The 15,944-nt window shown below is 40.9% G+C and carries 16 protein-coding genes and 1 pseudogene; all 17 read left to right on the top strand.

Translation table 11 applies throughout. The annotated features are described in order from the left end of the window. Positions 1 to 446: 446 nt before the first annotated feature. Positions 447 to 1,475 (top strand): rod shape-determining protein, encoded by a 1,029-nt coding sequence (locus COCH_RS07045; RefSeq protein WP_002675473.1) that lies wholly within the window; start codon positions 447 to 449, stop codon positions 1,473 to 1,475. A gap of 35 nt (positions 1,476 to 1,510) precedes the next feature. Beyond that, positions 1,511 to 2,347 carry a rod shape-determining protein MreC gene (gene mreC, locus COCH_RS07040; RefSeq protein WP_015782539.1) on the top strand — a complete coding sequence of 279 codons (837 nt, stop codon included), beginning with the start codon at positions 1,511 to 1,513 and terminating at the stop codon, positions 2,345 to 2,347. Then, positions 2,344 to 2,850 carry a rod shape-determining protein MreD gene (mreD, locus tag COCH_RS07035; RefSeq protein WP_015782538.1) on the top strand — a complete coding sequence of 169 codons (507 nt, stop codon included), beginning with the start codon at positions 2,344 to 2,346 and terminating at the stop codon, positions 2,848 to 2,850. Before mreC ends, mreD begins: the two co-directional genes overlap by 4 nt. Further along, positions 2,847 to 4,706, top strand: a complete 1,860-nt coding sequence (gene mrdA, locus COCH_RS07030) for a penicillin-binding protein 2 (RefSeq protein WP_015782537.1) — start codon at positions 2,847 to 2,849, stop codon at positions 4,704 to 4,706. Before mreD ends, mrdA begins: the two co-directional genes overlap by 4 nt. After that, positions 4,706 to 5,257, top strand: a complete 552-nt coding sequence (locus COCH_RS07025; protein ID WP_015782536.1) for a Maf-like protein — start codon at positions 4,706 to 4,708, stop codon at positions 5,255 to 5,257. The genes mrdA and COCH_RS07025 overlap by 1 nt, the downstream gene beginning before the upstream one ends. Positions 5,258 to 5,435: 178 nt before the next feature. Then, positions 5,436 to 5,882: a bactofilin family protein gene (locus tag COCH_RS07020; protein ID WP_015782535.1), complete on the top strand. Its 447-nt coding sequence runs from the start codon at positions 5,436 to 5,438 to the stop codon at positions 5,880 to 5,882. Continuing rightward, positions 5,833 to 6,075, top strand: a complete 243-nt coding sequence (locus COCH_RS07015; protein WP_015782534.1) for an AtpZ/AtpI family protein — start codon at positions 5,833 to 5,835, stop codon at positions 6,073 to 6,075. Before COCH_RS07020 ends, COCH_RS07015 begins: the two co-directional genes overlap by 50 nt. Continuing rightward, on the top strand, positions 6,065 to 6,448 hold the full coding sequence (locus COCH_RS07010) for a hypothetical protein (RefSeq protein ID WP_015782533.1): 384 nt from the start codon (positions 6,065 to 6,067) through the stop codon (positions 6,446 to 6,448). Before COCH_RS07015 ends, COCH_RS07010 begins: the two co-directional genes overlap by 11 nt. 465 nt (positions 6,449 to 6,913) lie before the next feature. After that, positions 6,914 to 7,106, top strand: a pseudogene (locus COCH_RS12670) (phosphinothricin acetyltransferase). Between the two features lie 167 nt (positions 7,107 to 7,273). Further along, positions 7,274 to 7,615, top strand: coding sequence for a TM2 domain-containing protein (locus COCH_RS07005; protein ID WP_015782532.1), 342 nt, complete (start codon positions 7,274 to 7,276; stop codon positions 7,613 to 7,615). Continuing rightward, positions 7,616 to 8,023 carry a DUF2752 domain-containing protein gene (locus COCH_RS07000; RefSeq protein ID WP_015782531.1) on the top strand — a complete coding sequence of 136 codons (408 nt, stop codon included), beginning with the start codon at positions 7,616 to 7,618 and terminating at the stop codon, positions 8,021 to 8,023. Beyond that, complete coding sequence (locus COCH_RS06995; RefSeq protein WP_015782530.1) at positions 8,020 to 8,451, top strand: hypothetical protein; 432 nt, start codon at positions 8,020 to 8,022, stop codon at positions 8,449 to 8,451. Before COCH_RS07000 ends, COCH_RS06995 begins: the two co-directional genes overlap by 4 nt. Continuing rightward, positions 8,451 to 9,260, top strand: coding sequence for a M48 family metallopeptidase (locus tag COCH_RS06990; protein WP_015782529.1), 810 nt, complete (start codon positions 8,451 to 8,453; stop codon positions 9,258 to 9,260). The genes COCH_RS06995 and COCH_RS06990 overlap by 1 nt, the downstream gene beginning before the upstream one ends. 2 nt (positions 9,261 to 9,262) lie before the next feature. Then, on the top strand, positions 9,263 to 9,694 hold the full coding sequence (ruvX, locus tag COCH_RS06985) for a Holliday junction resolvase RuvX (RefSeq protein ID WP_015782528.1): 432 nt from the start codon (positions 9,263 to 9,265) through the stop codon (positions 9,692 to 9,694). A gap of 24 nt (positions 9,695 to 9,718) precedes the next feature. Continuing rightward, positions 9,719 to 11,821: a glycoside hydrolase family 97 protein gene (locus COCH_RS06980; protein WP_015782527.1), complete on the top strand. Its 2,103-nt coding sequence runs from the start codon at positions 9,719 to 9,721 to the stop codon at positions 11,819 to 11,821. A gap of 2 nt (positions 11,822 to 11,823) precedes the next feature. Then, complete coding sequence (locus COCH_RS06975; protein WP_015782526.1) at positions 11,824 to 13,848, top strand: glycoside hydrolase family 65 protein; 2,025 nt, start codon at positions 11,824 to 11,826, stop codon at positions 13,846 to 13,848. After that, the gene (locus tag COCH_RS06970) at positions 13,841 to 15,901 is read left to right on the top strand and encodes a S9 family peptidase (RefSeq protein ID WP_015782525.1); all 2,061 of its coding nucleotides are present in this window, start codon (positions 13,841 to 13,843) and stop codon (positions 15,899 to 15,901) included. Before COCH_RS06975 ends, COCH_RS06970 begins: the two co-directional genes overlap by 8 nt. The last annotated feature ends 43 nt before the right edge of the window (positions 15,902 to 15,944 follow it).

The following is a 15,944-nucleotide window of genomic DNA, read 5'->3' as shown; positions in this document are numbered from 1 at the left end:
ATAGGAAGCTTATACGAATCTTGGACGATTGGTATAGAAAAGGTATATAAATAATTGATTAATAATACTATACAACAGCGCTAAAAATGTTAAAAAAAGGGTTTCGAGGCGAAAGAAAAGGGAATGAGTAATGGATAAGGATAGGAACTCGGTGCTTACTCAAAAGTCGGTGAGCTATTGTAGAACACTATGCGAGATTAGAAATTAGTTTTACGTATACCTAAAAGATGTTATATTATATCGAATAGAAATTATTTAATAGAAATTCATATAAACTGATAAACAGCAAGATAAGAGGTAGTTAGCCATAAAGTTTTGAGAAAAAGTGTAAGAATATTTGTGTAGGTCAAAAAAAAATCGTAAAATTGCACCCGCAAAAAGTAGTGTCTACAAAACACTTAAATAACTGATTTATAAGGTAAATATATAATAGAAAGAAAAATAATATGGGTTTTTTTGATTTCTTGACAGAAGAAATAGCCATTGATTTGGGTACTGCGAACACCCTCATTATTCACAATGACAGGGTAGTGATTGATAGTCCATCGATTGTAGCAATAGATAGGACAACCAGAAGAATTATAGCCGTAGGTAGAGAAGCACGGCTAATGCAAGGGAAAACACACCCTAATATCACCACTGTTCGTCCGCTAAAAGACGGGGTAATTGCCGACTTTGACGCTTCGGAACAGATGATAGGAATGCTCATTAAGAGTATACCTGCGTTGCGCAAACGCTTTTTCTCGCCTTCGTTGCGTATGGTAGTTTGTATTCCCTCAGGAATTACCGAGGTGGAAACGCGTGCGGTACGCGAGTCGTGCGAACGTGTGAACGGTAAGGATATTTACCTCGTACACGAACCGATGGCAGCAGCTATTGGTATAGGGCTTGACATTATGCAACCTAAGGGTAATATGATTATCGACATAGGTGGGGGTACTACCGAGATTGCGGTGATTGCCTTAGGGGGTATTGTATGCGACAAGTCGGTAAAAATTGCAGGGGATATTTTCAACTCGGATATTGTGCACTATATGCGTACGCAACACAACCTTTACGTAGGGGAAAGTACTGCCGAAAACATCAAGATGACCGTAGGAGCTGCTACCGAAGACCTTGATGCCCCACCAGATGATATTATGGTACAAGGGCGTGACCTGCTTACCGGTAAACCTAAGCAAGTGCAAGTATCCTACCGCGAAATGGTGAAAGCACTGGATAAATCTATTCTTCGTATAGAAGATGCTATAATGGAGACACTTTCGCAAACACCTCCTGAATTGGCTGCCGATATCTATAATACAGGTATCTATATGGCAGGTGGTGGGTCGATGTTGCGGGGGTTAGACAAACGTATTTCTATGAAAACCGACTTACCTGTATACGTAGCCGAAGACCCTTTGCGTGCCGTAGTACGTGGAACAGGTATCACTCTAAAAAACATTAACAAATTCAGAAGTATTTTATTAAAGTAAAAATAGATAGAGGTAAGAGATAAGAAACAAGAGGTATGAACCAAATCATTCAATTCTTTATGAGGTCGAGGGATTTTTTTGTGTTCCTCGCACTGTTCTTATGCGCTATTGGTTTGGTTTTTAACAGCAATTATTATCCTCAGAGTGCTTATATAAACTCAGCGAATGCAGTGTCGGGTAGGCTTTACAGTTTCACAGACTATTGGGCACAATATTTTAGCTTACGCGGTCAGAACGAAACCCTTACTGAGGAGAATAGAGCTCTGCGCTCACAACTGTTACGGATGGAACAACAAATCCGCAATATATCTCTTGTAGATTCGGTGTCATTTCCCACTACCGATTCACTGAAATACAAGGTACTTAAAGCAAATGTGATAAAAAATAGTTTCCGTTTAAAAAACAACTACCTCACTATCGACAAAGGTACGAAAGACGGTGTAAAGCAAGATATGGGAGTACTTTCGCCACAAGGAGTTGTAGGAATAATAGAGAATACTTCGGAGAGGTTTGCTACTGTACAAAGCGTACTGAATACTAGGTCGGCACTGAATGCAATGGTGAAGCGCACACAACACTTTGGTTCATTGCGTTGGGATACCAGAGAAGTGAATAAAGTACAGCTGTTAGAAGTACCTAATATAGCCCCTATACAGAATGGAGATACGATTGTAACAGGGGGTATGTCGAACATATTCCCTAAGGGAATTCCTATTGGCAGGATAGTTCATTTTGAAAAGAGCAAAAAGGATAATACGTATATCATTGATGTAAAACTATTTGCTGATATGTCGAACCTTGAATATGTATATATTATTGAAGATAGAGATAGAGCAGCCGTTTCTGAATTAGAAAAACAGAACCCAAAATGAGTCACCCAGTAGTAAGAAATGTATATTTATTTGTATTCTTAGTGTTGTTGCAGGTACTCATCTTCAACAATGTGGAGTATTGGGGCTATGTAAACCCAATGGTTTACATAGTGTTTATACTGCTATTGCCCTATCGTGAAAACAGGACACCTTCATTGGTAGCGGCATTCTTAATAGGGTTGTGTATAGACATTTTTTCTAATACGGGAGGGTTGCACGCTGCTAGTAGTGTACTCATAGCTTATTTGCGTAATCCGATACTACTAACGGTATTTGGCAAGAATTTTGAGTATCAAGAATTGGATTTGCTCGCTTATCCGTTTTCCAAGATTTTTAGCTATACAACCTTGATGGTGGTAGTGCATCACACACTGTTTTATTTCTTAGAAGTCTTTAACTTCAATCACTTGTTTCTTACATTAGCAAAGATTGTAGGAGCATCTATCTTCACTATCATCGTTTGTTTGCTATTCATCTATCTGTTTAGTAAAAATAAGAAATGAGAAAATATCTGTTGCCCATTATCATTCTTTTTGTGGCAGTGGTGTTCTTAGTACGGTTATTCTTCTTACAAGTAATATTTCACGAGGAAAATACAGGAATTGACAACATTGCTATTGAAACGGTATACGATTACCCCGAACGCGGGTATATTTACGACCGTAATGGAGAACTATTGGTATCGAACCAACCTGCCTATGACGTGATGGTTGTGCCCAGTGAGGTGAAAACACTCGATACCTTAGAGCTTTGTGGACTCCTTGAAATCAGTAAAGAAGAGTTTAGGGAACGGCTCATAAAAGCAAGAGATTACTCACGCAAAAAACCTTCAGTAATCGTGCACCAGCTCTCCAAAGACGATTATGCTGTACTACAAGAAAAGTTGCGCAAGTTTCAAGGATTTTATATACAGAAACGAATGCTCCGCAGTTACCTCACCCACAATGCGGGGAATGTATTGGGATATATCAGCGAGGTAAATGAATGGGAACTAAAAAAGAACCCTTATTACTTAGCTGGTGAACTGATAGGGCGCAGTGGGGTAGAAAAGCAATACGAGGAATTCTTACGAGGTAAAAAAGGTGTACAATTCTTCCAAAAGGACAAACACAACGCAGCCATTGAGCGCTATAAAAATGGTGCAATGGATACTTTGCCTATCACTGGGCAACCCTTGCAACTAACCATAGACATCAACTTGCAAGCCTATGGGGAAATGCTGATGCAACACAAACACGGCGGAATTGTAGCTATAGAACCTAAAACAGGTGAGATTCTCGCGTTAATATCGGCACCTACTTTTGACCCAGCTCTATTGGTAGGACGTGAACGCTCTAAGAACTACACAGCCCTTTATAACGATTCGATTGCTAAACCTCTTTATGACCGCACACTATTAGCAGAATACCCACCAGGTTCGCCATTTAAAGTAATAAACGCACTGATAGGCTTACAGGAAGGTGTGATAACACCAGGTAGTGTGTTCAGCTGTGGAGGAGGTTATCGTTTTGGAGGGCGTATAATGCGTTGCCACTGCGGACGCAGTTCTAATGACCTATTACACGGGATAGCTTTTTCTTGTAACTCTTATTTTGCAAATACCTATAAGCGTGCTATTGATATGAAAACCACTTCGGCAGTGGGTATGGACAAGTGGAATGCTCACGTACGGAGTTTTGGGTTAGGAGGCTTTTTAGGTGCTGACCTACCGACAGGACGTGCAGGGAAAGTGCCTAATACTGCTTTGTATGACAAACAATATGGTAAAGGTCGGTGGAATGGTACAACCAATATCTCTAACGCTATTGGGCAAGGAGAATTGCTGACCACTCCTATACAGCTTGCTAATGTGATGGCAGCTATCGCTAATAGAGGTTATTACTATACCCCTCATATCGTAAAAAAAATAGATAATAAAATTACTCCATTTCAAGAGTATACCGTTGCTAAACACACTACGATAGCCCCTAAGAACTTTGAACCTGTGATTAGAGGTATGAATATGGCATATGAGCAAGGTACCGCACGCCGTACCCAAATTGAAGGTATTAATATCGCTGCTAAAACAGGTACCGCCGAAAACTTTATAAAAGTGAATGGCAAGCGTATGCAACTTACTGACCACTCTATATTCGTAGCTTTTGCTCCCATAGAAGACCCTAAGATTGCTATTGCCGTATTTGTGGAAAACGGGTATTACGGAGCACGAGTAGCTGCTCCCATCGCCTCACTAATGATTGAAAAATACCTAAAAGGGGAAGTATACCGCTGTGACCTCGAAAAGCAAATGCTCGAAAAGAGTCTTGAAGACGAATATATGAAGCCTTATAGCGGATTGCCTTTTACCATCAACCGATAATGAAAAAGATTATATTAGCATCAGGTTCACCGCGCCGTCAGCAGTTCCTGAAAGAATTAGATATCCCTTATGAGGTAGTCCTCAAACCCATAGACGAAACCTACCCTAAACACTTAAAACGAGAGCAAATCACCGACTATCTCGCCCAGCTGAAAGCTACGCCCTTTACGGGTGAAATACCTACGGATTGTGTACTTCTCACCTCTGATACTATCGTGTGGCACGAAGGTAAAGCCCTTGGTAAACCCAAAGATGCTACCGAAGCCTTCACAATGTTGCGTTCGCTCTCGGGGAAGACTCACGAGGTAATTACCTCTATATGCTTTACTACTAATGAAAAGCAAATAACGGAGTACTGTATTACGAAAGTAACCTTTAAAGAGCTTTCCGATGACGAAATAACCTATTACATAAGTCACTATCAACCTTTCGATAAAGCAGGAGCTTACGGTATACAGGAGTGGATAGGACATATAGGAGTTACCACTATTGAAGGCTCTTATAACAACGTAATGGGACTGCCTACGCATTTAATTAAAGAACAAATATAAAAAGAAGTAAACTCTGGTAATTCTTGAATTTTACCAGAGTTTTTTCTTATATACTAATTAGCTTAAACTATTAAGAAACAATTTATTAAGAAAAATAATAAAAAAAGAATTATTAAAAAAATTGCAGTTTTAAAATATTTATTGTACTTTTGGGGCTGTATTTTAAATAGAAATACAAATGGCTATATTTAATAAAGAGAGAGATAATAAAAAGATTATTATGGCAGCAGAAAATCCCACAGGAAGTAGCAACCGTATTGTTACTGAAACAAAATTCAAAGGAGAAATCAATTCAAAATCTGATTTTAGAATTGATGGTGAAGTGGAAGGAACTTTCCAAACTTCAGGTAAATTAGTAGTAGGCAGAACCGGTGTGATAAAAGGCACTGTGATTTGCGAAAACGCCGATATTGAAGGTAAAATAACAGGTACCCTCAAAGTGAGTAGTATTTTAAGTTTAAAATCTACTGCAGTTGTAGAAGGCGAAGTGTACGTAGATAAGCTTTCTATAGAACCAGGAGCGGTATTTAACGTTTCTTGCTCGATGAAAGGAGGCAAAAACAGCTTTACCATCAATGAAAAACCACAAGCACCAGTTACAGCCGAAAAACAACCACCTAAATAAGTGGATTACCTTTTCACAAATAGGGCTACAAATGGCTATTACCATAGCCATTTGTAGCTTTTTTGGTGTTTGGTTAGACGGTAAATTTCCTAATAAGTACTCTCTATGGACAGTGGTATGTTCGCTTTTTGGGGTATTTGGAGCTATGTATTCAGTAATTAAGAAAGCCCAACAGATGAGCGATGAAGAGTAACATACTCCTGTTTGTAAAATATTTATTATTGCTTATTGCCGGAGGGGTAGGACTCTTTTGGCTGTATGATTATTGCGTAAACACAGAGGGTATTAGTTTGTACTATTCGCTAAAAACCTTGCTCATCTTCCATTGTGGTTTATCTTTCTTCTTATTTAGTATTATCTTCATCGTAAACAAAAGACGCAAACAGCACACTGCTTTTGCTTTTATGGCGGGCTTTGTATTGCGTTTTGTAGCCGTAGTAATTCTCTCACTTCCGCTGGTAAAAACTGTAAGTCCTTCACCTTTATACGAAATGCTCTTCATCTTATTGCCTTCTTTTTATTTCACAATCATAGAGGCTGTATTAGCAATTCGGTTGATAAAATAAGTGCGAGCCAGGTGGGTAGAAAATTAGCAAATGAGAGAATTAGGAAATGAGAAAATGAGAAAATGAGAAAATGAGTAGTGATAAAAATAGTTTTTTGAGAGGTCTGACAAGTCAGACGATTCAGATGAGATTAAGGGCTTTATTGAAGAGGCTGAGAAGATAGAAAGATATCGGAAAAGAACGGAAGGACAAATTTAAGTAGAAGATAAAAAATGAGCTGTAAGATGGGTGGGGTTAGCTTATAGAGAGCTTATAGGAAGCTTATACGAATCTTGGACGATTGGTATAGGAAGGGTGTATAAGTAATTGATTAATAATATAATACAACAATGCCAAAAACGCCAAAAAGAGGGTTTCGAGGCGAAAGAAAGGGAAAAGGCACTAGGACTTAGGCCATAGGCACTAGGAGATAACCTCCCCCTTTACACATACCCAGCTATCGCTGGCTATTTTCAAAAGAGGAAACTGTGGCGAGTCTTTTATTCGGTAAGCCCCCGAACCCCCGAAGGGGGACAAGCTGGAAAAGCTGATAAACCTCCCCCTTACACATACCCAGCTATCGCTGGCTACCTCAGAGAAGGGGAAGGTAGCGACGGAAAAAGGAACAAATAACGAAGGACGAGAGGCGAATGACGAGAGTAAGGCGATGGTAAGATAAGGGAAATGTAAAGACTGAGTGTGGCAATTTTTGCTAAAAATACCTTGTTAAAGACACTATCTGTGAATTTGAATCAGAAGTATAACTTTTTTTGTTAAAATATTAGGCAATATCAAAAAAATGCTGTAATATTGCACCATAATTTTAATCTCATAATTTTACACACTATGGATGCACAAAAAGTGGATATGTTTATCGTAACCAATGGTAAATTTTTCAGACCTGAAATCGTTCCTCAAATTCGTGAAAAGCTTCTTTCTTTGGACGAATCAAAATGGGTAATGCTACAAACGATACAATTTAAAGACCCTACTACTTCTATCCTCATTTCTATTTTTGCAGGACATTTGGGTATTGACCGTTTCTACATAGGCGATGTAGGTATGGGAGTTGGTAAATTGCTTACTTGTGGTGGTTTGGGCATTTGGACGATTGTGGACTGGTTCCTAATTATGGACGCTACAAGAGACAAAAATGCGGAATTATTAGCTTCAGCACTTAGTTATTAATTGACGACTAAAAAGTTCTATACTTTCATCACACTCCTATGTCTTGCCTGTTGGGGGTGGCTACTTAGCCACTATGTTTTTCACGGACAGGACATAGGGGTTACTGTTTGTGCAATAAAGAATGTTACGGGGTACCCCTGTCCGTCGTGTGGTACCACGCGGTCGGTTGAGGCTTTTTTTGAAGGGCACTGGGGAGAGGCGTTACTAACCAATCCGCTTGGGGTATTGGCATCGGTATTACTTATCATTACTCCGTTATGGTTACTTTATGATTTATGCAGAAAGAAAACTACTTTGCAGGGAGCTTACATAAAGTTTGAACAATTCTTTAAACACCCTTACGTGTATATTCCCTTTTTTATTCTCATAGTACTGAACTGGATTTGGAATATTTATAAAGGTTTATGATAGAAACTAAACAATTAAACGAACGCATCAGCGATGGTGACAAGGAGCGCGCTGCCAATAGCTATATAATGTCGATAGTGGCTATTATGGCGGGAATGCCTTTGCCTATCATCAATCTACTGGCTACCATATTCTTTCTGGTGGCACATCGCAAAGGCTCTTTTTTTGTGCGTTGGCATTGTTATCAAGCCTTCGTTTCACAACTCTTCTTATTTTTTGTAAACACCACTACTTTCTGGTGGACTGTATCAATAGTATTGGGGAGCAATTTATTAACTAATGCTTATATTGCTTGGCTGATTATTGCCTTTATCTTTAATGTTTATGAAATTATAGGCACGTTTTATTCTGCCATAAAGATACGCAAGGGCAAACATTTATCGTGGTGGTTTTACGGTGATATTGTAGATTTAATAGTGAAAAAATAATGAATAAAGTAATATCAAGAGGCACTATTTTACTGTGTGTTTTCTTTGGCAGTTGGTTTTTACTGCAACAAGTAAACTGGTTGGGGATTTTTAAGATTAACCCGCTGATAAGGAATGAATATGTGAAGAAAATAGAGGTGAAGCTGGGTGAAATGATGTTTGAGGACTTCACGAGCAGAAACTCGGTGGTAGACGATAGCCTTGCAGTAGCGACTATCGACAGTATGGTGACCAAAATATGTGATGCTAATAACATCGACCGGAAGGAGCTGAAAGTGTACTTATTAGATAGTGAGGAGGTAAATGCTTTTGCTTTGCCTAATCACCAGCTGATGATTTATACAGGACTTGTAAAAAAGACTTCAAACCCAGAAGCCCTTTGTGGGGTGATTGGGCACGAACTGGCGCATATTGAAAAGGATCACGTAATGCAGTCGCTTGTAAGAGAATTAGGGATAGGCACTTTGTTTGCTATTATTTCGGGGCGGTCAGACCTTTCGATGATTACAGAAGTAGGCAGAATTGTATCTTCGAGTGCTTTTAACCGAAATATGGAAAAAGAAGCCGACCTTGTGGGACTTACCTATATACAAAATGCGAAGATAGACCCTAAACCTTTTGCTGAGTTTATAGGGGTGATAGATGATAAGAATACTCCGCCTTCGGCATTTAAATGGGTAAGCACTCACCCTTTTCCAAAGGATAGGAAAGAGTATTTGCTACAAAATATCAGTCAGCGAACTAACTACAAGCCTGTTATTTCTTCATCTACTTGGGAAACATTTAAGGAAATCATAGAGGAAGAATAATTATGCGACTCTTAGCTATAGACTACGGAACCAAACGCACAGGTATTGCTGTAACCGACCCCCTGCAAATCATCGCTTCGGGGCTTTGCACAGTAGAAACTTCTACCCTACTGGCTTTCCTAAAACAATACACTGCCGAGGAAGCCGTAGAAGCCTTTGTGATTGGGCAACCTAAACGAATGAACAGTGAGGATTCCAGCGTAGAGGCTGAGATACAAAAGTTTATCAGTAAGTTACAACAGGAGTTTCCAGAGATACCTATCCACCGTCAAGACGAGCGGTTTACCTCCAAACTTGCTTTCCAAACAATGATTGATAGCGGACTAAAAAAGAAACAACGCCAGAACAAAGCGCTGATAGATGAAATAAGTGCCACTATTATCTTACAAGAATTTCTTTCAGGGAGAGCTAATGAGTGGTCAAGCAAAAGATAAAATCACAATAAAAATATTTAACCAATGAAAAAGTTTATTATCACTATTGTATGTATGTTGTGTGCTGCGCCTCTTCTTTTTGCACAAACCCTTTTATCTCCTAACGAGAACCTCAAACTCTCATTTCGGCTTAATGAAAAAGGTACGCCTACTTATGCCTTAACTTTCAAAGGCAAAACAGTCATCAGTGAGAGTACTCTGGGGTTTGTAATCAACCAAAAGGAGGATTTCAACAGCAATTTTGAAATCACAGATGTTCAATTTGCTGAAGCTAATAGTGTATGGCAACCCGTATTGGGCGAAAACAAAGAAATACGCGACCATCACAAAGAAATGTTAGTGCACCTCACTCAGAAAAACAACGGACAACAATTGAACTTGCGCTTTCGCTTGTTCAACGACGGTTTAGGTTTCCGCTATGAATTTCCAGTGCAATCTAACTTCCGTCACTTTAGAATTCAAGAAGAGCTTACTGTTTTTCAGCTTTCGGGTAACCACAAGGCTTTTTGGATTCCCGCTGACTACGACACCAACGAGTTCCCTATTACCACTTCTGCCATTTCGGAAATTCCTAAACTTATCGACAAAGTGCGCGAAGAGCCTTTGGCTGCCAAAGCACCTACTCCTAATGTAGCCGTACAAACTCCCTTGATGCTCAAATCGAGTGATGGATTGTACATCAATCTGCACGAAGCTGCTTTGGTGAATTACCCTGCGATGATGCTCAACGTCAGTGCTACCAAACATCAGTTATCAGCTCATTTAGTCCCCGATAAGAATGGGGTAAAAGGCTATGTTCAAACGGGTAGCGTAACACCTTGGCGCACGATAGTAGTAAGCGATGATGCCCGTGATATTTTAGCTTCTAACCTTATCCTCAACCTCAACGAACCCTGCAAAATCACCGATACTTCTTGGATTCACCCTACCAAATACATAGGCGTTTGGTGGGAGTATTTCATAGGAGGCGGCAGTACGTGGGCTTACTCCGATGACCGCGATATTACCATTGGCGTTACCGATTACCAAAAACTAAAACCTAACGGACATCACGGAGCTAATACCGAGCACGTGAAGAAATACATCAACTTTGCCGCTCAACACGGTTTTGATGCCGTTCTTGTGGAAGGTTGGAACGAGGGTTGGGAAGATAATTATGCTTACGACAAAGAGCGCATCTACAGCTTTACCAAAGCCTACCCCGATTTTGATGTGAAAGCACTACACCAATACGCCGCTGCCAAAGGAGTAAAACTGATTATGCAACACGAAACTACCTCCTCAGTAGTTGATTACGAACGCCACCTACACGAGGCTTTCCGCTTTATGAAAGACAATGGTTACGACGCCGTGAAAACAGGCTATGTTGGACCTATCATTCCGCGCAGCGAATACCACGACGGACAATGGATGGTAAACCACTACAACTATGTAGCCGAAACCGCTGCTAAGTACCGCATAATGGTCAATTCACACGAGGCGGTGCGACCTACCGGTATGAGCCGTACTTATCCTAACTGGGTAGCCCAAGAGAGTGCACGCGGTACCGAATTTGAGTCGTTCAACGGCAATCGCCCCGAACATACTACTATCCTCCCCTTCACCCGCTTAATGGGTGGCGCTATGGATTATACCCCTGGTATTTTTGAAGGCGATTTGAGACGATATGGCAACAACAAAGCCAAACGTAGCACTACCCTTGTGAAGCAGTTGGCACTCTACGTAACAATGTACAGTCCGTTACAAATGGCAGCCGACTTGCCCGAGAACTACGAAAAACACCTCGATGCTTTCCAATTTATCAAAGATGTAGCAGCCGACTGGGATAATACTTACATTTTAGAAGCCGAACCCGGCGATTACATCACCATTGCCCGCAAATCTAAAGGTAAAAACGAGTGGTTCATAGGTGCTATCACCGATGAAAACGCCCGTGAAGCTCTCATCGATTTCAGCTTTCTACCCAAAGGAAAAACCTATACCGCTACCCTCTACACCGACGGTAAAAATGCCGATTGGCGTACCAATCCCAATAGTTACTCCATCAAAACAATGAAAGTAACTCAAAAAACCAAACTCAAACAACGCCTTGCCCCCAGTGGCGGCTTGGCTATAAGTATCAAGTGATTATGAAACAATTCTTTTTCATTATAGGTTTCATTTGCTGTGCTTCACTGAATGCCCAAGACCCGTGGCTGCTCAAAGCAGAGACCATCAACCCCGCGAACTATTACGGGGTTACAATAGGCAATGGAATGATAGGGATGCGTTCTTCTGCTGTACCCCTACAAATAGAACAAGTAATCATAGCAGGGTTGTACGATTACGGCAAAAGTAGGGTAGTTTCGGCTATGCCTAATATCAATCCATTACAACTGCGAATGGCTATTGATTACGAGGATATCAACACTCATTCTGTTAGTAATTTCACTCAAGAATTAGATACGCGCAATGGGGCGTTCACTGGTCACTTCAGCTTTAAAAACAAAGCTAAAGTTACCTATACTTATTATGCCTTGAGGCATTTGCCTCACACCTTGCTGTTAGACATCAGCATTACCCCTTTGCGAGATATTACACTTTTAGTAGAGAATATTCTAAGCACTCCCGATGGCTTCCGCAACCCTCAAAACTACTTCAATGAAATCAATCCGCCTCACGCTCATATCCCATTGCTCACTACGGTGGCTCAAACACCAGCAGAGAATGCCAAAGTAGCAGTGAGTAACGCTTTTCTTTTCGATAAAAAATACGGTGACGCTCCCCAAATATTGCACGAAATGAGAGACTACAATAGTCACCTAATGCAATTCACTCATAAACTAAAAGCAGGCGAAACCTATTCTTTCTCACTAATTGGCAACCTAATAAGCTCTCAGCACTCTGCCGACCCTTATAATCAAGCCGAAAGACTCTGTACTTATGCTTTCTTGCAGGGACACGAGGCGCTACTTGCAGGACATAACAAACAGTGGGCAAAACTATGGGAAAGCAACATTGAGATTGAGGGAGATGCACAGGCTAATCAGGACATCCACAATATGTTATACCACTTATACGCATCGGTAAGTGAGCTCCATTCCTTTTCTCTTTCTCCTTATGGGTTAAGCCACACAGGGTATATGGGACACATATTTTGGGATACCGAAATGTGGATGTATCCCCCTTTGTTATTATTGCACCCCGAAATAGCTAAAAACCTCCTCAACTATCGCTATCAAAGGTTAGAACGCGCCCAACACAACGCTGCTCTGCACGGTTATCAAGGCGCTATGTTTCCTTGGGAAAGTGCTGCGTCAGGAGAAGAAGACACTCCTGTGTGGGCACTCACAGGCACTTACGAGCACCACATCACTGCCGATGTAGCTATAGCAGTATGGAATTACTATTGTGTAACTAAAGATAAAGAGTGGTTGCGTCGCATAGGCTATCCCATTTTAGAAAGTACCGCTACCTTTTGGCAAAGCCGAGTGAGTGAACAAGCTCCCTATCAAATTAAAAACGTAGTATGTGCCGATGAATGGGCTGAAAATGTAGATAACAACGCCTATACCAATGCAGCTGCCAAACTGAACTTGCTCTATGCTACTGCTGCTGCCAAAGTATTAAGGATAAAAGCTAACCCTCAATGGAAAACCATAGCCGAACAGCTCGTTTTCAGCACGATGGATAATGGCGTAACCCGTGAACACGATAGCTATACGGGGCAATTCATCAAACAAGCCGATGTAAACCTATTAGCTTATCCATTAAAAGTAATTACCGACAAAAAGCAAATACACAAAGATTTAGAGTATTACAAAGACAAAGTGCCTTACAACGATACTCCTGCGATGACTCAGGCTATATTCTCTCTCTTATACAGCCGATTAGGCGACCGCGAAAAGGCTTATAAGTACTTTACTGAAGCCTATCACCCTAACCTCTTGCCTCCTTTTAGAGTAATGGCTGAAACCAAAAATGGTAAGACTCCTTATTTTCTCACTGGAGCAGGAGGCGTACTACAAACGGTGATGATGGGCTTTGGAGGCTTAGATATATCCGAAGAAAAAGGCATACAACAACTGAAAACTGTAATGCCCACACATTGGGAAAAAATCACTTTAAAAGGCATCGGAATTGACAAAAAAACATATATCATATCAAATGAATAAACCTCAATCACACCCTCCTAAAGCTAAACGACTCCCCCATATATTCCACGAATTTGGCAAAAAGCGCACCGATAATTACTATTGGCTACGCGAGCGCGAAAACCCTGAAGTTATTGCTTATTTAAAAGCAGAAAGCGCCTATTATCATGCGCAAACAGCACACACCAAACCTTTGCAAGAAACGCTCTTTACCGAAATGAAAAGCCACATCAAAGAAAACGATAGTTCTGTGCCTTACTTTTACAACGGTTATTGGTATCAAACTCGTTATGAAGAAGGAAAGGATTACCCTATTTATGTGCGCTACAAAGAAACGCTCGATGCTTCCGAAGAAGTGCTTTTCGATTGTAATGCGATGGCTAAAGGCAAAGCCTACTTTCACCTCGATAGCTTTGCTATAAGCGACGACAACCAGTGGGCGGTTTTTGGGGTAGATGCGGTATCTCGCCGTCAATATACCCTGCAAATCAAGAACCTCAGCACAGGTGAAATACTGCCCTATAAAATCAAAAACACCAACGGACAAGCAATTTGGGCAGCCGATAGTCGTACCATTTTCTACGTGAAGAACAACCGGCAAACCCTGCGTTCTTTCAAAGTATACCGCCATATTTTAGGTACTGACCCCAAAGACGATGTACTGATTTTCCACGAAAAAGACGATACTTTTGATGTATTCGTCTACCGCGAAAAGTCTCGCAAATACCTTGTGATAGGTAGCGAGAGTACCCTTACATCTGAATATCAAACTTTGAATGCCAATACCCCTCACGAGGCTTTCAAAGTATTCCAACCCCGCACACGTGGCTTGGAGTACGATATCGCTCATTATGAGGAGTATTTTTATATCCTCACCAATAAAGATGGTGCGACCAACTTCAAACTGATGCGTACCCCCGAAAGTGCTACAACTTCCGAGCATTGGGAAGAAGTAATTGCCCATCGTCCCGAAGTACGCCTCAACGATATCGAGATTTTTAAAGATTACTTGGTAGTCGAAGAAGTGTACAACGGCTTAGAACGTATACAAATACGCTCGTGGGACGGCTTAAAAGTGCATTATCTCCCCTTTGATAGCGAAACTTATACTGCCTATACTATCCAAAATGTAGATTTCAACACCGAATGGTTGCGCTACAACTACCAATCATTAGCAACTCCTGCTTCTATTATAGAATACAATATGGGCACTGGCGAAGAGCGCCTGCTAAAAGAACAAGAAGTATTAGACGAAAACTTCAACAAAGATAATTATATAGAAGAACGTCTTTGGGCAACTGCCCCCGACGGAGTAAAAGTCCCTATTTCGCTCATCTACCGCAAAGACATAGTGAAAAACGGGCAAAATCCTTTGTTGCTGTACGGTTATGGATCGTACGGAGTAACCATCAATCCTTATTTTTCTACCACCCGTTTGAGCTTGTTAGACCGCGGTTTTATCTATGCTATTGCACATATCCGCGGAGGAGAGTATTTAGGTCGCCAATGGTATGAAGATGGCAAACTCCTCAAAAAGAAAAACACATTTACCGATTTTATCGCTTGTTCTCAGTTTCTCATCGTCGAAGGCTACACCTCTCCCGAACATCTATTTGCCGAAGGTGGCTCGGCTGGAGGTTTGTTAATGGGTGCCGTAGTGAATATGGCACCACAATTGTATAAAGGCATTATCGCTTCAGTGCCTTTTGTAGATGTGGTAACCACAATGCTCGACGAGAGTATTCCGCTCACTACGGGCGAATATGACGAGTGGGGAAATCCTAATAACGAGGAATATTACAATTATATGCTCTCCTATTCGCCTTACGATCAAGTGCGAGCCCAAGCCTATCCAGCAATGTACGTGAGTACTGGTTTGCACGACTCACAAGTGCAATACTGGGAGCCTGCCAAATGGGTAGCCAAACTGCGCGAACTCAAAACCGACGACCATCCACTGTATTTAGACACCAATATGGAAGCTGGTCACGGCGGTGCCTCAGGACGCTTTGAAGCCTTAAAAGAAACTGCAAAAGAATACGCTTTTTTATTGGAATTAGAGGAAAATAGATAAACAAAAAAGGAATGTTTGTGTAAACATTCCTTTTTATAAAAGA

The sequence above is a fragment of the Capnocytophaga ochracea DSM 7271 genome (assembly GCF_000023285.1).
GTDB lineage: Bacteria > Bacteroidota > Bacteroidia > Flavobacteriales > Flavobacteriaceae > Capnocytophaga > Capnocytophaga ochracea.
This window is presented reverse-complemented; position numbering and strand designations above follow the sequence as displayed.